Below are 18,582 nucleotides of genomic sequence, written 5' to 3'. Positions count from 1 at the left end.
AAGGTGCGAAGCGCCGCAGCAAGGAACAATGACGTGGCGAGCGTGAGCCGGTGTTGAATCACATCGACGTCAGCAGCGTGCTGCGGCAGACGCTCGCCTGCGATCTGTACTCGAATCTCGTCACGCGCCCGACGGGCGCCGCAGTGCGCAATCAGATCGAGCTGCTGCTGAGCGACTCGTCCGAGCGCGCGCTGACCGTGATCGATTTTTCGCGCGTGTCGATGATCGACTTCTCGTGCGCCGACGAAGTCGTGGCGAAGCTCTTGATGCGCTACCTGTCGGACGATCCGCCGTGCGACGCGTACTTCCTGTTCCGCGGCGTCACGGAGGATCACTGCGACGCGATCGAGGCGGTGCTCGAGCGCCACGATCTCGCGGCCGCGGTCGAGGATGACGGTCGCGTGCGCCTCATGGGCGTCCTGCGCGATGACGAACGCCGCGCGTGGGAAGCCGCGTACGAACTGGGTCGCGCCGACGCGATGGAAATCGCCTTGCGCATGGACGAAGGCATCGCGATCGCCGAAGAGGCGCTCGAATCGCTCTGCCGGCGGCGAGTGATGATGAAGGCCGACGGACAGTATGTCGTCGTCGGAAATCTGCGGGGATAGCCTCTCCAGCGCGGGGTCGAGCATTGGACAGTGAACTGTTGAACCGTCCGCTGCGCATCGCATCGTTCATCGCCACGCGGAAAGGCGACGACGACCGCGGCCCCGTGGTGATGATGAACGAGCGCGACGCCCGCGCACGCCTCCTCGACGACGGCGAGCTCGCGTGGGTGTACGGTCCGCGCCGCGGCGAGCTCGCCGTCGTTCGCATTACGGGCGACGTGCGCCTGGGCGACGTCATCGTGCGAGACATCGTCGGCGTCGCGCCGTCGGAAACCGTTCGTGTGGTCAAACCCGATCTCGACACGCGTGGACGACGCGGCACCGCACTCGCCTAACGGACCCTCATGACCACTCCACTCGACCGCGCCACGATCGCGATTCACGGCGGCATCGACGAACACGCCGCGGACACGCCGGTCGTCGCGCCGTTGTATCAATCCGTCAACTTCGTTCAGGAAATCGGCAGCGGCGAAGGGCTGCGCTATCCGCGCTACGGCAACAATCCCAACGCCGAAGTCGTGCAGGCGCGCATCGCCGCGCTCGAGGGCAGCGAGGCCGCGGTGCTTCTTGGCAGCGGCATGGGCGCCGCCGCGTGCGCGCTGCTCGCGCTGCTCCGCCCCGGCGATCACATCATCGCGAGCGCGTGGATTTACGGCGGCGTCAGCGCGCTCTTGAGCCGCGAGTTCGCCGCGCTCGGCATCGACGTTTCGCTGGTCGATCCGACGGAGACGCGCGTCTGGCGCAATCATCTGCGGAAGCAGACGCGCGCGATCTTCCTCGAGACACCGGTGAACCCCACGTGCCGCGTGCTCGATCTGCGGCCGGTCAGCTACATCACGAAGGACGCGGGGATCGCGCTCGTCGTCGACTCGACGTTCGCCAGTCCGATCAACCTGCGGCCGCTCGAACATGGCGCGGACGTCGTCATTCACTCGGCCACGAAATATCTCAATGGCCACCACGACATTCTCGCCGGCGTCGTGTGCGGCACCGCGTCATACTGCGACGAAGTGAAGGGCAAGATGATGCTGTGGGGCCAGGCGCCCGATCCCTTCGCCGCGTGGCTGCTCGAGCGAGGCCTCAAGACCCTCGACGTGCGCGTCCGCCGTCAGAACGAGAACGCCATGCGCGTGGCCGTGTGGTGCAGCGATCGGACGGACATTCGGCGCGTGCACTATTCAGGATTGCCGTCGCATCCCGATCACGCGGTCGCGCGCGAGCTCATGGACGGCTTCGGCGGCATGCTGGCGATCGAGCTCGAAGGCGGCGCCAAGGCAGCCGAACGATTCCTGAACAAGCTCCAGCTCATTCGACACGCGCCGAGCCTGGGCGGAGTCGATTCAATTGTTTCGGAGCCCAGGTTCACGTCGCATGCGCATCTGACGCCGGAAGGACGGGCCGCGGCGGGCATTCCAGACGGATTTCTACGGCTGAGCATAGGCATCGAAAGTGCAAACGACCTGATCGGAGACATCGAACAAGCTCTGACCTAGTCCTCCTCGCGCCCTTCACGGGCCCTTATGGCCGAACCATTGTCCGTCGCGCCCGAGCGCCGACGGGTCGAACGCCGCACCGCACCCACGCTGGCCGAGCTCACGCTGCCCGAGCTTCGCCGGATGATGGTCACGACGATCCTGTTCGTGATCATCGTCGTGCTCTTCCTGTGGATGGTGAAGACCGTCATCATCGCCGCGATCCTCGGGATCATCGTCGCGATGTACATGCGGCCCATCTACGGCCGGCTGCTGCGACGAATTCCCAACAAGGTCGTGTCCGCGACGATCACGCTGCTCATGCTGATCGTTCCCATCGCGGCGCTCACCGCGTATAGCTACGAAGAGATCGCGGACGTCGCGGGCTACATCGACACGCACCAGGACGAGATCGCGACCAAGATCGACGCGTCGCTCCATCGGCTGCCGTTTCTTCAGAACGCCAACACGGGCGCGGCGGTCAAGCATTACGTCATCGTCGCGTCCAACTACGGCACCAACATCCTGGGCTCGCTGCGGTCGGCGATCGTGAGCATCTCGATCGCCGCGACGATCTTCGTCTTCACCGTCTACTACGTGATGGGCGACGCCGAGGAGATCGGTGACTATCTGCGGCAGCGAATTCCGCCGCGGTACGGCGAGCTCTCGACGGCGCTCGAGAACAATCTGCGCGGCGTGTTGTACGGCGCGATCTACTCGACGTTCCTCACGCAGACCGTGAAGTCGGTGATCATCCTGGTGATGTGCCTGATCTTCGGCGTTCCGCTCGCCGGCGTGCTGGCCATATTGTCGTTCATCATCGGGTTCTTCCCGATCGTCGGCTCGTGGAGCGTGTACCTGCCGGTCGCGGCGTGGCTCGCGATCTTCGCCGACTCGCCCGGGCGCGGCATCGCGATGGTGGTGATCGGCTTCTTCGTCAATACGGTGTACATCTCGACGTTCCTGCGGCCGAAGATCGCCGCTGAACGGTCGAAGGTGCTGAATTTCTACTGGATGCTCGTGGCGCTCATCACGGGCGTCTACACGTTCGGCCTCGTCGGCATCCTGCTTGGCCCCATGTTGATCGGGCTGCTGAAAGCGATTCTCGATACGATCACGTCGCAGCCGGGCTGGAACTGGGGCGAGAGCGGGGCGGACGTCGTGCTCGCTTCGCCGCAGAATTGAGTGTTCGCGAGTGTAGGCAGTGACTCTGTAACGCGTTGAGCCGTCCAGAGAACAGGTGAGACAGCTGCCGCGACGGCGGCACTCGCGATGTTCCCCGAGCTCAACGTTCCAGTGATTCGCTTCGACAAAGTCACGCACACCTATCCGCGCGCCGCCGGCGGAGCGCCCGCGCTGCGCGACGTCAGCTTTCGCGTCAACAAGGGCGAGTTCGTCTTTTTGACGGGCCCGAGCGGCGCCGGCAAGAGCACGATCCTCAAGCTCATCTACATGGATGAGCGTCCGACGGCCGGCGAAGTACGCATCAGCGGCTACTCCTCGACGGAGATCAAGCGCCGCGAAGTCGCGCAGCTGCGGCGGCGCCTTGGCATCGTGTTTCAGGATTTCCGGTTGCTCGAGGATCGCACGGCGGAGCAGAACGTCGCCTTCGCGCTCGAGGTGACCGGCGCGCCGCGATCGAAAATCCCGGACAAAGTCGCCCGCGTACTGACGCAGGTTGGGCTCGCTTCGAAAGCGACCGCGTTCCCCAAGGAGCTGTCAGGCGGGGAGCAGCAGCGCGTCGCGTTCGCGCGCGCGCTGGTGAACGATCCATTCGTGCTCATCGCCGACGAGCCGACGGGCAATCTGGACGAGCGTGCGACGCGCGGCATCTTCCAGCTGCTGCGCGAGATCAACTCCTCAGGCACCGCCGTGCTGATGGCGACGCACAATCTGGAGCTCGTCCGCAGCTCGGATTTCCGGTGCATCGAGCTCAACCATGGCGCGATCGTGTTTGATTCGGCCGAAGCCGTCGTACCGGCGATTCCGGGCGTGACGCCCGCGTCGGGCGTGCCCGCCGCGACGGCCGGAGGCAAATGATGCACTCGTTCAAGACGGCACTCACCGCCTTTCGTCGCGCGCCGCTGTTGAGCGCGCTCAGCGTCACGACGATCGCCTTCTCGCTCTTCGCGTTCGGCCTGTTCGGCCTCGTCGCGCTCAACATCCGCAACGCGCTGCGCCAGGTGGAGGAGCGCGTCGAGATTCGCGCCTTCGTCGCCGACGGTACGCCGGTCGAGCGGATCACACTCGTGTCGGATTCGATCGCACGCTATCCCGAAGTCGCGAAGGTCGAGATCGTCACGCAGGACCAGGCGCTCGAGCGCGCCCGCAAGGAGCTCGGCGAATTCAAGGACGTGTTCGAGGGCGAGTTTCTGCCCGCCTCGCTCGACGTGAAGCTCAAGCCGGGCTTTCGCGATCCGGCGACCGTCCGCAAGGTGGCTGATAGAATTCGCTCATATGAGTTTGTTGATGACATCCGGTTCGGCGAAGAGTGGATCACGCAGCTCTACCGCATCCGGAACATCGCGGGCATCGCCGGCATGGCGCTCGGTCTCGCCTTCGCGGCCGTCGCCGTGATCATCATCGGCGCGACGATTCGCATGGCCGTCCTGTCGCGCAGCCGCGAGATCTCGATCATGCGGCTCGTCGGAGCGACCGACGGGTTCATTCGCCGGCCGTTCCTCATCGAAGGGTCGATCACGGGCATTCTGGGCGGCACGATGGCGCTCGTGCTCACGTACTTCGCGATGCGCGTGCTCGAGCAATACCTCCATTTCCAGACGGCGTTCTTCGATCAGCGCCTGGCCACGCTTGGCATTCTCTTCGGCGCGCTGATGGGACTGCTCGGCAGCGCGGTGTCCGTCGGCCGCCATCTGCGGCGGGTATGACGCGACGCGTGACCAGCGCAGCGTGTTGTCATCCCGAGCCAGCGGAGCGAGTCGAGGGACCCCCGGCCCGACGGAGGAGTCATAGGCAGCGGTCCGCTGAGAAGGGGGTCCCTCGACTCCGGCGCTACGCGCCTTCGCTCGGGATGACGATCGCCTTCGTCGTTGCCCTCTTCGCGACGCCGTTGGCCTTGCACGCCCAGGATCCCGCCACGCGCATTCGCGCGCAGCGCGACACGCTGGAGCGCATCCGCCGCGAGCGCGAGGATCTCGAACGCCGCGCGAGCGAGCTGGCGAATTCCGTTCACGATCTGAACGAGGAAGTCTCCAACCTCGACCAGCGCGCGGACGCCACGGCGCGCATCGTGAAGACGCTGGACGCGCAGCTCGCGAGCATCAGCGCGGACGTCGAGATCGCGACGTCGAAGGTGGCTGAAGCCGAAGGTGAGCTCGCCGCCAAGCGTACCGCCCTGCACCGCCGGCTCGTCGACATCTATAAGCGCGGACCGATGCACTCCACCGAGGCGCTGCTGTCGGCGCGCTCGTTCGGCGAGCTGGTGGCGCGTTATAAGTATCTGCATACGCTGGCCCTGCACGACCGGGCGCTCGTCGGACGCGTGCAAGAGTTGCGCGATGAAGTCCAGCGAGACCACGACCGGCTGGTCGTCTTGCAGAATGCGCTCGAGGAGAATCGCAGCGACAAGGCCAAGGAAGAGGAGCGCCTGCGCGGCCTCGAGCGCGAGCGCGAAGGCAACCTCTCGCGCACGCGGCAGCAGGCGAAGCAAGTCCAGGATCGTCTCGCTCGCCTCAAGGCCACCGAGGCGCAGTTGACGAATACCATCGCCAGCATCGACGCCGAGCGCCGGCGCACCGAAAGCGCGCGGCCGAGCGCTCCGCGCAGCGCCAGCACCATCAAGACCAACGATTACGGCAAGCTGGATTGGCCCGTCGAAGGCCAACTGCTCTACACGTTCGGCAAGGCCCAGACGGCGAGCAACACGACGATTCGCTGGAACGGCGTCGGCATCAAGGCGAACGCGGACGCGCCCGTACATTCCGTCGCCGCGGGCAAGGTCGTGAGCGTCAAGCCGCTTGGAACCTACGGGCTCACGGTGATCGTCGATCACGGCGGCGGCGACTACTCGATCTACGGCTCGCTGTCACGCGCCGAGGTCCGGGAGCAGCAGACGATCGCGAAGGGGCAGACGCTTGGCTACGTCGGGGTTTCGGATCCCGAGCTGCCGGCACACCTCCATTTCGAGATTCGTCATGCGGGCCGCGACGGCCGGCCGGAGTCGGTGGACCCGGCGACGTGGTTGAGGGATCAGCGCTGAGCGATGGGCGATGGGCGGTGGGCGGTGGGCGGTGCGGGAGAGTGCGTCGTATCTTTCAGCAATGCCCACGCAGGTCACCAAGCGCTGCACCGTCTGCGGACGCTTTCGCCAATACGACGCAGACGACCAATACTGCATCGGCTGCGGCCACGACACACTCGAAGCCGAGTGCAGCTGCGGGCGTGACTTCAGCTATGCGCTGAAGGAAGACGGCCCCCTCCACTGCCCGCGCTGCGGGAAATCATTCCATGGCAAGTCGTCGGAGTTCGACTAAGAAGGCCGGCGCGCGCGGCGCCAAGAAAAAATCTGTGGCCGCGAAAAAGCGAAGCGCCAAGAAGACGCCCGCGAAGAAAGCGCCCGCAAGAAAAGCGGCGGTGAAAAAGACGCCCGCAAGAAAATCGGCGGCAAAAAAATCGTCCGCGGTCAAGCTGCACCCCGCGGCGAAGAAGCAGATGAAGAAGCCGGCGTTCAATCCCAAGACGGACAGCGCCAACGATCCGAACTGGGTCGCGCCGGCGTGGGACGACGACGTGCTGCTCGGCGCGCATGTCTCGATTGCCGGAGGCACCCACGAAGCGCCGCGGCGCGCACGCGCCATCGGCGCCTCGGCCATGCAGATCTTCACGAAGATGGCCAATCGCTGGGCCGAGCGGATCTGCGCCGACGACGAATGCCGCGCGTTTCGCGCTGCGCTCGGCGACACGCGCGTGCGCGACACTGTCGCCCACGATTCGTATTTGATCAATCTCGCGAGCCCCGACGAGAAGTTGCGGCGGCAATCCGTGGAGTCCTTCGTGGCCGAGTTCGAGCGGTGCGAGGCGCTCGGGCTGACGTATCTCGTGTCGCACCCGGGCAACTATATCGACGACCGCGAGAGTGGCATTCGCCGCAACGCCGACGGCATCGCGGAAGCGCTGTCCCGCGTGCCAGGCCACACGATTCTCTGCATGGAGATCACGTCGGGCAGCGGCACGGCGATCGGCTCGACGTTCGAGGATCTCGCCGCGCTCATCGACGGCGTCCCCAGCGCATTGCGCGGGCGCATGGGCGTGTGCGTCGACACCTGCCACGCGTACTCCGCCGGCTACGACATCGTCGACGCCTACGACGACGTCATGCGTCGCTTCGACGACACGCTCGGCCTCGATCGCCTGAAGGTCATGCACTTGAACGATTCGAAGACCCCGTTCAATTCGAAGCGCGACCGCCACGAGCTGATCGGCGAAGGCTCGATCGGCGAACGCGGCTTTCGCAACGTCATGAACGACGAGCGACTTGCGCGGGTTCCTAAGATCATCGAGACACCGAAAGGCACCGATCCGACCGCGACCGACGCGAAGATGCTCGAGCGGCTGCGGAGCTACGTCAGCCGCGCGTAATACTTCCAGGAGACTCCATGCACCGCAGCACGTCGGCATTCTTCGTCCTTCTCGCGTTCATGTGTTCGACCGCGAACGCGCAGCAGTCGGCCTGGAGCGCGGTCGAGTCCGCCATGGGCCGTTCCGCCGTCATGCAGCCCGGCGACGTGGCGCGATTCAATTTTCCGCGCTCCGATCTCACGGTGACCGTCGGCGGCGTGACGCTCAAGCCGGCGCTTGCGCTCGGCGGCTGGGTCGCGTTCAAACGAGCGAGTGACGGCCAGTCAATCGCCATGGGCGATCTCGTGTTGCTCGAATCCGAAGTCGGTGCCGTCATGTCCGCACTGCAGGCCGGCGGCGTCGAACAATCGGCGCTGCACAATCACTTGCTGGGCGAGTCGCCGCATGTGATGTACATGCACATCATGGCGCATGGCGACGCCGCGAAGATCGCCGCGACCATTCGCGCCGCGTTGGCGAAAAGTGCGACGCCGCTCGGCACTCCAGGTCCGGCGGCCGCGCCGAGTGCCGCGGATCTCGACACAGCCGGCATTGCACGAGCGCTGGGCGTTGCAGGGCGCCTGAACGGCGTGGTGTACCAGGTCGGCGTTCCGCGCACCGAGACCATCAGCGAGATGGGCATGGAGATACCGTCGTCAATGGGCCTCGCCACGTCGATCAATTTCCAGCCGACCGGCGGCGGGAAGGCGGCGATCAGCGGTGATTTCGTCATGCGCGGTAACGAGGTCAATGCCGTGATCCGCGCACTGCAGGCCGCGGGAATTCAGCCCGTGGCGCTCCATAGCCATCTCATCGACGAAGAGCCCAAGCTGTACTTCATGCACTTCTGGGCGAATGACGACGCGGTGAAGCTCGCACGGGGTCTGCGCGCGGCGCTCGATCAGACGAAGTCGAAGCGCTAGCGCCTCATCGATCGATCACGAGCCCGGTGGCGCCGCGGCCAGCGCGCGTTGTATCGCGGCTCGTGAATCCGATCGGGTGATCCTTGGCAGGATGCCCTCGAGGAATGAGCGCCGCCTCGTCCCATCGAGGGAGCGCAGCGCGGTCAGCATCCAGTCGCGCACCCATCCGCGATCGTCGTTGAGATTCTTCACCACCAAGTCCATCGCGTGCTGATTGCCGCGCGCCGCAAAAATCTCGATGACGCGAGACGGCAATGATTGTTCACCAGCGATGCGCTCGACGTCGTCGATGAGCGTCGTATCGTTGCTGCGCGCGACGACCCCAAGCCCGGCCTGCTGAATCACATCCTGGTACGAGCGCGTGGCGAGTGCTTGGCGCGCGATATCTCGCCGCGCACTCGGGTCGAGCTGCGCGATCGCGTTCACCGCCGCCGCGCGCACCGCGTAGCTCGAGTCGTGATCCCAGGCGGCGCGCGCCAGCGCCAGCGCTCGTGGATCCTTCATGCCGCCGAGTGCGCCGGCGGCCGCGGCGCGCACCTGTGCCGACGTGTCGCGGAGGGCGCGCGTGAATGCGGGAATTGCGACGTCGGCCGGAAACGCGTCCATCCCGGTCGCCGCGACGGCACGCGTGTAGGGATAATCCGCGTTCGTCAACGCATCGGCGACCGCACGCGCCGCGGCGGCATCCGTAGGCCGCTTCACGAGCTCGCTCAATACCCACTCACGATCCCACAGATGGGCGTCATGTTGCAATTGCGTCGCAAGCTGCGCCGTCGGCTGCTCGAAGGTCAGCGACTTGAGCATGCGATTGCCATCGTCGAACACGATCATGGTCGGCTCGGAGCGTATGTTGTCCACCACGATCGTGTCTTCGCGCTGGCGAATCCAGGCGTGCTTCACGACGTCGCCGCTTGCCGTTCCCACGCGGACGTCGATGGGCATCGTGAACGTCTCGGGAATGACGTAGCGCATGCCGGTGCTGTCGGCTTGGAGCGAGTCACGCTGCGTCTGCCGCGCGACGAGCGTCACGCGGTGCGCTGATGCGTCATAGCTCGACGTGACGGTGAACGCCGGATAGCCCGCGCTGTACATCCACTCGCGCCAGAACCAGTCGAGATTTTCGCCGGTCGCGTCGAGAAATGCCTGGCGAAGGTCGTCGGTCGTCGCCACGGCGTACGCATGATTGACGAGATAGCGATGCACGCCGGCCCAGAACCGATCGTCGCCGAGATAGTGCTCGAGCATCTCGAGCACGAGCGCGCCTTTGGGATAAATGTTGTTCGATCCCATCGATGCCAGCGGCATGGGCCGCGCCCGCTCGATGTTCAAAAACTGGTGATACTCATCCGCATAGTAGTCCTGCTCGGCATGCGCGCCGCGTTTCCGACCCCAATACTGGCCCGGCATGAACTCGGCGAATCCTTCATTGAGCCACGTGTTCGCCCAATTCTCCGTCGTGACGTAGTCGCCGAACCATTGGTGCGCCAGCTCGTGCGGTATGAGGATATACTGATACCACGGGCGATCCTGGTACGCGCGCGCGTCGGGCAGCCAGTCGACGAGCGTCGTGGCACTCACGTTTTCCATGCCGCCGAAGAAGTCGGCGACCGTCGTCTGCGCGTACTTCTGCCACGGATACGGAATGCCGGTGAGCGTCGAGTAGACGTCGATCATGTCCGGCGTCTCGTGGAAGAGCCGCCACGCCAGCGCGCTGTCTTTCGGGTACACGTAGTAGTCGACGGGCACGTTGTGCCACGCGTCGTGCACCTTCACCAGCGGCTCCACGATCAACGAGACGAGATACGTCGCGCTCGGACGCGATTGGCTCCAGTGCAGCGTATGTGAACCGTTCGGCTCCGGCGTATCGCCAACCAGCGCGCCGTTCGAGATAGCCATGAATCCGCGCGGCACGGTGGCGTCCAGCTCCCACGTGGCCTTGTCATTCGGAAAGTCGTACGTGGGAAACCAGAAATGATTGTCCATGTCCTCGCCCTGGCTCCAGAGCTGGCGAGGCGAGGTCGGGCGCCGATCGATGAACGTGAGGCCGCGCCCGTTATCGATGCGCCCGTCGTAATCGATCGTGAAGCGCAGCGTATCACCGAATGCGGCGGGGCGCGCCAGGTGCAGGACGAGCGTATCGCCATGCCGATCGCCGCGTAGCGCGCCGCCGGAGGATGCGGTGATCGTCCGCACGCGCAGGCGCGCGCCCATGTCCAGGATCACGGAGTCCATCGCGGCGCGCCGCGCGACGAGCGTCGTCGCTACCCGTCCCGCGAACGACAGCGAATCCCAGTCGAAGTCGCGCACGCTGATGCGCTGGTGCACGAGGTCGTAGTCGTGCGACCGCGTGTACGTGTCGTTGCTCATCCGCTCCAGATTCGGATTGGACGGCTGCTGCGCAGATAGCTGCGCGGGCGCACGAACAGCCGTCAGTGCGGCGAGCACGAGAACGACGAACAGATTCCGTTGGCGCATCGATCGGCTCGGGTCGAGGGGACCCGAGCAATCTATGCGGTTCCATCACGACTATTTCACCGGCATCAACTCCCGAAGCGCCACGAGCTCGGCCAGCATCGCCGACTTGATCGTCGGCTCGCGATCCGGAGCGAACTGTGCCGAGTGGAGCGACGGCAGCTGGGCTCCCGACCGCATGGCCGCGTCGTATTTGCTCTGCTCCACCGCGCCAACGCGGAGCATCAGCGTCGGAATCCCCGCACCCTGGAATTCCGCGAAATCTTCACTCGCCATTTCCGGCGGCGCGTCTTTCACGCGCGTGGTACCGAGCTGTTTCTCGAGCGCCGCGGCCACGCGCCGCGTGAGCGCGCTGTCGTTCACCAGCGCGTTGGTCGGCGGCCCGTACGTGATCGAGGGCTCGCGTGGCGCGCCCGCGGCCATCGCTTCGGCCTTGGTGATGCGCTCGATGCTCGCGAGCAGATGCTTCCGCACCGGGTCGGTGTACGAGCGCACCGTGAGCTGCAGGGTGACGTCGTCGGGAATGATGTTGTTCTTCGTGCCGCCGTGAATCGATCCGACGGTCACGACGGCGGGATCGAACGGCGAGATCTCGCGCGACACGATCGTTTGCAGCGACAACACCGTCCGCGCCGCGATGACGACCGGATCGATCGTCGCGTCCGGCCGCGCGCCGTGACCGCCGCGGCCGAAAATCTTGATCGTCACCGCGTCGGCGTTGGTGAGAATTGGCCCGGCGTGATAGCCGATCAACGCCGCCGGCAAGCGTGCATCGTCATGAACCGCGATGGCGTAATCGGGATGCGGAAAGCGTGTGAGCAATCCATCGGCGATCATCGCGCGCGCGCCGGCCACTGTTTCTTCGGCCGGCTGTCCGATGACGACGAGCGTGCCCCGCCACTGGTTGCGCGTCGCCGCCATGATCCGCGCCGTTCCGATCCATGCGGCCATGTGCGCGTCGTGCCCGCAGGCGTGCATCACACCGACGTCGTTCCCGGCATCGTCTTTCGTGCGGACGGTGCTCGCATATGGCAGACCGGTATTCTCCGTGACCGGAAGCGCATCGAGCTCCGTTCGGAGCAACACGGTTGGGCCGGCGCCATTCTTCAGCACGCCGACGATGCCGGTGCGTCCGACGCCGGTTGTTACATCGAACCCGGCCTCGCGCAACGCCGCGGCCAACTTCGCCGCCGTTTCCGTTTCGTGAAACGAGAGCTCCGGATGCCGGTGCAAATCGAGGTACAGCGCTTCGGACCGCGGATACTGCGCGTCGACTTCGCTGACCGGGTCGTGCACGTGGCCGGCCATGGGGATGGTGCCGGCGGCAACGACGAGCGCGCACGCGGCGCTTGGGAACAGGTGTCTCTTCATGGAAGTAACACTGCCCTAGGAGACGACGGCGTCAAGCTCCAGGACGTGCTCGGCCATCGAATGAACCATCGCGACCTATGACCGGCTGGCCAAGCTAGCGATTTGACAGTGTCATCCGTAGCATTAAAGACGCATGTCGCCACTTAGATCGCCTTTGACCACACGCCACTGGCTGCACCGCCTCCTCGCGCTCGTTGCGATGTCGGTGCAGCTCGTTGTCGCGTTCGCGCCTCTCGCCGAGGGGCGCGATTCGCGTATGGCGTCGCATGTCGAGGCGACAGGCACGGGCACGCGCGCGCACTACGTCCACGACGAGGCGACCTGCCCCGCGTGTCAGGCGCGCTCCATTCACGGAACGACCGCCAAGCCGGATGTTCCCGTGGTTTGCGCGGCCATTCGCGCCACCGCCGTCGTCGACGTCGTCGCGTTCGGCGCATCTTCCGCCTGCCCCCGCCAAGCCAATCCGCGCGCACCTCCCTCGGTGATCTGAGCTCTCTGCCGTCATCGGCATTTCTCAGTTTCACCCTTCAGGGACAACATGCGTCTATTGTTCGGATTGTGTGCGCTCGCGCCGTTGAGCGGCGCCGCGCTCGCGCAGGCCAGTAGCAGTGCTCCTACCGATTCGCTTCGCCTCTCTCGCCGCCAAGCAGTGGCCGAGGCGCTCACTCGCAACGCACAGCTCGATGTGGCACGAGAGCAGACCGCGCAAGCGCGGGCTCGTCGCGTCACCGCGACCGCGATACCTGATCCCTCGCTCAGCGCCGCGTTCGATCAGGCCGCGGGCCCATTCACGTTCGGCAGCGCCGGCGCACGACCAGTCGGCATCGGTCTCTCGATTCCCTTCCCTGACAAGTTCCGGTTGAACAACCGGATTGGCCTGGCGGACATTCGCAACAGCGAATCGAATTACCGGCTGCAACAGCAGACCATCGCGCTGCAAGCCTCGTCGACGTACGACTCGCTGGTCGTTGGGCTCAAGCATCGCGGAATTCTCGTCGAAGCACGCGATCTGGCGAACGACTTCCTCAAGCGAACGCAGATTCGGTATGACGCCGGCACCGCCGCGAAGCTCGACGTCATCCAGGCGCAGGTCGCCGTCGCGCAGGCCGGGAACGATCTGATCGCCAACGAGCGCGACATCGCCAACGCACAGGCATCGCTCAATCGGACGCTCGGACGCATCATCGGCGCCCCAATCGCGCCGACCGACTCGCTCGACATGCCGCCCGCGCTCCCTGACTCGGCGAGCATCGAGCAGATCGCGCTGCAAAATCGCCCCGAGCTCGAGATGCTTCGCCAACAGCAACTCGGCGCGCACGCGACGACCAGTCTGACGAAGGAATTCTGGCTGCCCGATCTGACGTTCGCGGTGCAGCGCGACTACGTACAGCCAGGTTCTCCGGCGCTGTTCACGACCGGAATCTCTCTTCCGCTGCCGACGTTTTATTGGCAGCACTCGAAAGGCGACATCGCGCAGTCGCAGCACTTCGAGCGCGAGCTCGAGGCGACATACCGCGACGCGCGCGCCCAGGTCACGCAGGATGTCCGCGCCGCATACGCCAACGCCAGTACGGCAATGCGGCAAGTCGAATTCATCCGCGACGAGCTCGTGCCCGCCGCGCGCCAGGCGTATCAAGTCGCCGCCACGAGCTATTCGCTCGGCGGCTCGTCCGCACTCGAAGTCCTCACCGCGCGCCAGGCATTGCTGCAGGCCGAATCGCAGCTCGCCGATGCACTCGCCGCCGCCAATACCGCCCGCGCCGATCTCGATCGCGCGCTCGGGCTCATCCCCACTGCCGGAGCCCGCGTTCCATGACGATGACTCATTCACGCCGCGCGGCTCTCGCGAGCGTCGTGCTCTCGCTCGCCGCTGCGTGCTCGAAGAGCGCACCGAAGCCGGCGGATACTGCCTCGCCGAAGCCGGTCAACATCGCCGTCACCGAAGACCAGCGCCAACGCATCCATCTCGTGCCGGTCGCGCAGACGTCGTTCCGGCCGGTGATCGAGGCAACGGGCAACGTTGCGTTCAACGGCGATCGCTCGACGCAAGTGCTGTCACCGGTGTCGGGTCCGGCGACGCGCGTCGTCGGCAATACCGGCATGGTCGTTCACAAGGGCGATCCGCTCGCGTACGTGTCGTCGCCCGACTTCGCGTCGGCCGTCGCGGACTATCGCAAGGCGCAGACAGGGTGGCGCAACGCGAAGCGAATCGCGGAGCGCGACTCGGCCCTGTTCAAGAATGACGCGCTCGCGCGTGGGGATCTGGAGCAGGCGCAAACTGATTTGGCCTCCGCGGAGGCCGACGTCGAAGCCGCCGTCGAAGCCATGCGCGCACTCGGCGTCGACGAGTCGCAAATTCAGTCCGTGCGCGACGGCAAGACGACGTCGATCGCCGCGATCGTTCGTTCGCCGATCGACGGGACGATCGTCGAGAAGCTCATCGCCGACGGCCAGCTGCTGCAGGCTGGAAGCACGCCCTGCTTCACCATCGCTGATTTGAGCTCGATGTGGGTCCTGGCGAACGTCTACGCGAATGACCTGCCGGATGTCTCGACGGGCGAAGTCGCCGACGTCATCACCGATGTCGGGCGCGCGCCGATTCCGGGGCGTGTCGACTACATCGCATCGCTCGCCGATCCGAATACCAAGGCGGTGCAGGTGCGCGTCGTGGCGCCGAACAACAACCAGGTGCTGCGGCGCGACATGTTCGTGCGCGTGCAGATCAAGGCGGCGCGTGAACGGACAGGAATTCTGATTCCCGTGTCGTCCGTCATGCGCGACGATCAGAACTTGCCCTACGTGTTCCTTGCCGCGACCGGCAACTCGTTCGCGCGGCGACGGATTACGCTCGGTTCGCGCATCGGCGACCAGTACGAGATTACGGCCGGCATTGCGCCGGGCGACAAGGTCGTGGCTGAGGGCGCGCTCTTCCTCGAGTTCGCGGAGAGCCAGTGACCGGCCAGAATACCTCCGAACCCAGGCCGCCGCGCGAGCCTGTACCAACCGGCGTCGTCGAAGGCAGTCGCGGTCCGATCCAGCGACTCGTCGAAGCATCGGTCAAGGCACCGCTCGTCATCGCGGTCGTCGCCATCGCGCTCATCGTCGGCGGCATTTTTTCGCTGAATCGTTTGCCCGTCGACGCGTATCCCGACGTCTCGCCGCCCGCGGTGGAGATCACGACGCAGTGGGAAGGTCACGCGGCGGAAGAAGTCGAACGGTTGATCACCGTCCCGATCGAGACGGAGCTGAACGGCCTCCCGAATCTCGTCGTCATGCGCTCGGTGTCGCTGTACGGATTGTCGAGCATTCGTGTGACGTTCGATGAAGGCACCGATCTCTACTTCGCGCGCGAGCAAGTCTTCGAGCGACTCGGCGGTGCGAGCCTGCCGGACGGCGTGTCCGGCGACATGGAAGCCCCGTTCTCGCCTTCGGGCCTCGTGTATCGCTACGTCGTGCAGAGCAGCGATCGCTCGCCGATGGACCTGCACGTGCTGCAGGACTGGGTGCTGGACAAGGCATTCCGCAGCGTGCCCGGCGTCGCCGACGTCGCGTCGCTCGGCGGCGAGACGATGCAGTACCAAGTGCTCGTCGATCCCACCAAGCTCGCCGGCGCCGGCCTCTCGATCGACGACATGCAGTCCGCCCTGAATACCAACAACAGCAACGGCGGCGGCGGGTTCTACTCCGAGGGCGGACAGTTCTTCTACGTGCGCGGTCTCGGCCGCGTGGTGACGCTCGAGGACATCGGCAATCTCGTCATCGCGGTGAAGAATCACGTGCCGGTGCTGGTGAAGGACGTCGCCACCGTCGAGATCGGACATGCGCCGAGGCTCGGGCAGTTCGGGTACAACGATCAGAACGACGCGGTCGAAGGCATCATCCTCATGCGCACGGGCGAGCAGGCGCAGGTGGTGCTCAAGCGCGTCGAGGCGAAGACGCGCGAGCTGAACGATCACGTGCTGCCGAAAGACGTGAAGGTCGTTCCCTATTACGACCGCAGCGACCTGATCGCGCTCACGACGCATACCGTCGCCGACAATTTGTTCCGCGGCATCGCACTCGTCATCGTGGTGCTGATCTTCTTTCTGTTCGACATCCGGTCGGGGCTGATCGTCGCGGTGACGATTCCGCTGTCGCTCCTGATCGCGTTCATGTGTCTCGACCTTCGAAACATTCCGGCGAACCTGCTGTCGATCGGCGCGATCGACTTCGGCATTCTGGTCGACGGCGCGGTGGTGATGGTCGAGAACATCTATCGACAGCTCGCGCGCCGCCATGGGACCGAGTACAGCGTTCGCGAAGTCATCTTCGAGGCGGCGTCCGAGGTCAATCGTCCGATCGTGTACGCGATCGCCGTGATCGTCGCCGGATTCCTGCCCATCTACGCGCTCACCGGTCCATCGGGCAAGCTGTTTCGCCCCATGGCCGACACGACGATCTACGCATTGCTTGGCGCGCTCTTTCTCACGCTCACCGTCGTCCCCGCGCTGTGCGCGTGGGTAATGCGCAAGGGAGTGAAGGAACGGACGAATCACGCATTCGAGTGGATTCGCGACCGCTATGCGTCAGGCCTCGACTGGTGTCTGACGCACAGCCGCGCGACCATCGTCGCATCGCTCGTCATCTTCGCGTTCTCGGCGTTCATCGCCATGTCGCGCGGCGGCGAGTTCATGCCGCATCTCGACGAAGGCGCGATCTGGGTGCGCGCGACGATGCCGTACACCATCTCGTTCGAGGCGTCGTCGGCCATCGTCCCGCAGATCCGGCAAGTGTTGCGGAGCTTTCCCGAAGTGACGACCGTCGCGTCCGAGCACGGACGCGACGACGCCGGCACCGACCCGACCGGTTTCTTCAACGCCGAGTTTTACGTCGGCTTGCGCCCGTATGGCGAGTGGCGGAGCTCGTTTCACTCGAAGCAGGACCTGATCGACGCCATTCAGAAAAAGCTCTCGAGCTTCCCCGGCATCATCTTCAACTACACGCAGCCGGCCGAAGATGCCGTCGACGAAGCGCTGACGGGCCTCAAGTCGTCGCTCGACGTGAAGATCTTCGGCACCGACCTGAACGTGCTCGAGGAGAAGGGCAAGCAGCTCAAGGCGATCATCGAGAAAGTGCCGGGCATCAATCACGTGGTGCTGGTGCAGGAGCTTGGGCAGCCCAGCTTGACGATCAGCGCCAATCGAGAGCGCATGGCGCGGTACGGCCTGACGTCGGACGCGCTCAACGGATTGATCGAGGCCGCGGTGGGCGGCGCGGCGACGACGGAAGTCGTGCAGGGCGAGCGCACCTTCGATCTCGTGGTGCGATTGCAGCCGCAGTATCGCGCGACGCCGGAGGAGATCGGCAACATCCTGATCTCGACGCCGGACGGCAGCGAGGTACCGTTGCGCGAAGTCGCCGACATTCAGGTGGCGAACGGCGCGGCGTTCATCTACCGCCAGGACAACTCGCGGTACATCGGCGTGCAGTACGCGGTCGAAGGGCGCGATCTGTCGAGCGCCGTGGCTGAAGCGCAAGCGGCGGTGGCGAAGCAGATGAAGCTGCCGATCGGCTACACGACGCGGTGGGGTGGCGAGTTCGAGCAGTACACGGCCTCGCGCGCGCAGATGAACGTGGTGTTGCCGCTCACGATCATCGCGATCTTCGCGATTCTCTTCGTGCTGTACCACAACTTCAAGTTTCCGCTCATCACCGTCGTCGGCGTGCTGCTCTCGGCGCCACTCGGCGGCCTGGTCGCGATGTGGATCACCGACACGCCGTTCTCGGTGTCGTCGATGATTGGTTTCCTGGCGCTCTTCGGTGTGTCGGTACAAACCGCCGTGGTCTACATCTCGTACGCGAACGAGCTGCGACTGGGGGGATTCACCATTCCCGATGCGACCCGCACGGCCGCGCTGCTGCGCTTGCGGCCGATCATGATGACCGCGCTCGTCGCCGCGCTGGGCCTGTTGACGGCCGCGCTGTCGACCGGCGTCGGCTCGGATACGCAGAAGCCGTTCGCGCTCGTGATCGTCGGCGGGCTTTTTTCCAGATTACTCATTAGCGTATTCTTAATGCCGGTGCTGTACCTGATCTCGGCGCGCGAGGGCGATCACCTCGAGGTGTAGCGAGTGATCGCGTGTCATCCCGAGCGAGCGGAGCGAGTCGAGGGACCCCCTT

At 65.1% G+C, this 18,582-nt stretch carries 16 protein-coding genes; 14 read left to right on the top strand and 2 right to left on the bottom strand.

Annotated features, from left to right (window positions below; genetic code table 11):
• Nucleotides 1-50: 50 nt before the first annotated feature.
• From VN706_04530 to VN706_04485, 10 genes are all read left to right on the top strand, one after another.
• On the top strand, nucleotides 51-608 hold the full coding sequence (locus VN706_04530; GenBank protein HXT14870.1) for a hypothetical protein: 558 nt from the start codon (nucleotides 51-53) through the stop codon (nucleotides 606-608).
• A gap of 38 nt (nucleotides 609-646) precedes the next feature.
• Nucleotides 647-943 carry a molybdopterin dinucleotide binding domain-containing protein gene (locus VN706_04525; protein ID HXT14869.1) on the top strand — a complete coding sequence of 99 codons (297 nt, stop codon included), beginning with the start codon at nucleotides 647-649 and terminating at the stop codon, nucleotides 941-943.
• 9 nt (nucleotides 944-952) lie between these two features.
• Entirely contained in the window at nucleotides 953-2,101 is a 1,149-nt protein-coding gene (locus VN706_04520; GenBank protein HXT14868.1) for an aminotransferase class I/II-fold pyridoxal phosphate-dependent enzyme, read from the top strand.
• 27 nt (nucleotides 2,102-2,128) lie between these two features.
• Nucleotides 2,129-3,265 (top strand): AI-2E family transporter, encoded by a 1,137-nt coding sequence (locus VN706_04515; protein HXT14867.1) that lies wholly within the window; start codon nucleotides 2,129-2,131, stop codon nucleotides 3,263-3,265.
• Between the two features lie 87 nt (nucleotides 3,266-3,352).
• A complete protein-coding gene (ftsE, locus tag VN706_04510) occupies nucleotides 3,353-4,120 on the top strand; it encodes a cell division ATP-binding protein FtsE (protein HXT14866.1) in 768 nt (255 codons plus the stop codon).
• On the top strand, nucleotides 4,117-4,968 hold the full coding sequence (locus tag VN706_04505) for a permease-like cell division protein FtsX (GenBank protein HXT14865.1): 852 nt from the start codon (nucleotides 4,117-4,119) through the stop codon (nucleotides 4,966-4,968). The genes ftsE and VN706_04505 overlap by 4 nt, the downstream gene beginning before the upstream one ends.
• 143 nt (nucleotides 4,969-5,111) lie before the next feature.
• Nucleotides 5,112-6,299, top strand: coding sequence for a peptidoglycan DD-metalloendopeptidase family protein (locus tag VN706_04500; protein ID HXT14864.1), 1,188 nt, complete (start codon nucleotides 5,112-5,114; stop codon nucleotides 6,297-6,299).
• A 61-nt stretch (nucleotides 6,300-6,360) separates the two neighbouring features.
• Entirely contained in the window at nucleotides 6,361-6,573 is a 213-nt protein-coding gene (locus tag VN706_04495; GenBank protein HXT14863.1) for a hypothetical protein, read from the top strand.
• 34 nt (nucleotides 6,574-6,607) lie between these two features.
• A complete protein-coding gene (locus tag VN706_04490; GenBank protein HXT14862.1) occupies nucleotides 6,608-7,678 on the top strand; it encodes a deoxyribonuclease IV in 1,071 nt (356 codons plus the stop codon).
• A gap of 17 nt (nucleotides 7,679-7,695) precedes the next feature.
• Nucleotides 7,696-8,580 (top strand): DUF1259 domain-containing protein, encoded by an 885-nt coding sequence (locus tag VN706_04485; protein HXT14861.1) that lies wholly within the window; start codon nucleotides 7,696-7,698, stop codon nucleotides 8,578-8,580.
• Between the two features lie 15 nt (nucleotides 8,581-8,595).
• Here the strand turns inward: VN706_04485 and VN706_04480 are convergent, their stop codons facing one another.
• Together VN706_04480 and VN706_04475 are read right to left on the bottom strand one after the other, a co-directional pair.
• A complete protein-coding gene (locus tag VN706_04480; GenBank protein HXT14860.1) occupies nucleotides 8,596-11,055 on the bottom strand; it encodes a M1 family aminopeptidase in 2,460 nt (819 codons plus the stop codon).
• Nucleotides 11,056-11,106: 51 nt separating this feature from the next.
• The gene (locus VN706_04475) at nucleotides 11,107-12,423 is read right to left on the bottom strand and encodes an amidohydrolase (GenBank protein HXT14859.1); all 1,317 of its coding nucleotides are present in this window, start codon (nucleotides 12,421-12,423) and stop codon (nucleotides 11,107-11,109) included.
• Nucleotides 12,424-12,577: 154 nt separating this feature from the next.
• Between VN706_04475 and VN706_04470 the strand changes: the two genes are divergently transcribed.
• Genes VN706_04470 through VN706_04455 form a run of 4 tightly spaced genes read left to right on the top strand, consistent with a single transcriptional unit; the run spans nucleotide 12,578 to nucleotide 18,530 of the window.
• Nucleotides 12,578-12,913: a hypothetical protein gene (locus tag VN706_04470; protein HXT14858.1), complete on the top strand. Its 336-nt coding sequence runs from the start codon at nucleotides 12,578-12,580 to the stop codon at nucleotides 12,911-12,913.
• A gap of 48 nt (nucleotides 12,914-12,961) precedes the next feature.
• Nucleotides 12,962-14,239 carry a TolC family protein gene (locus tag VN706_04465; GenBank protein HXT14857.1) on the top strand — a complete coding sequence of 426 codons (1,278 nt, stop codon included), beginning with the start codon at nucleotides 12,962-12,964 and terminating at the stop codon, nucleotides 14,237-14,239.
• Nucleotides 14,236-15,378 carry an efflux RND transporter periplasmic adaptor subunit gene (locus VN706_04460; GenBank protein ID HXT14856.1) on the top strand — a complete coding sequence of 381 codons (1,143 nt, stop codon included), beginning with the start codon at nucleotides 14,236-14,238 and terminating at the stop codon, nucleotides 15,376-15,378. Before VN706_04465 ends, VN706_04460 begins: the two co-directional genes overlap by 4 nt.
• The gene (locus VN706_04455) at nucleotides 15,375-18,530 is read left to right on the top strand and encodes an efflux RND transporter permease subunit (protein ID HXT14855.1); all 3,156 of its coding nucleotides are present in this window, start codon (nucleotides 15,375-15,377) and stop codon (nucleotides 18,528-18,530) included. The genes VN706_04460 and VN706_04455 overlap by 4 nt, the downstream gene beginning before the upstream one ends.
• Nucleotides 18,531-18,582: the final 52 nt, after the last annotated feature.

The organism is Gemmatimonadaceae bacterium (genome assembly GCA_035606695.1).
In the GTDB taxonomy this organism is placed as follows: Bacteria; Gemmatimonadota; Gemmatimonadetes; order Gemmatimonadales; family Gemmatimonadaceae; genus JAQBQB01.
This window is presented reverse-complemented; position numbering and strand designations above follow the sequence as displayed.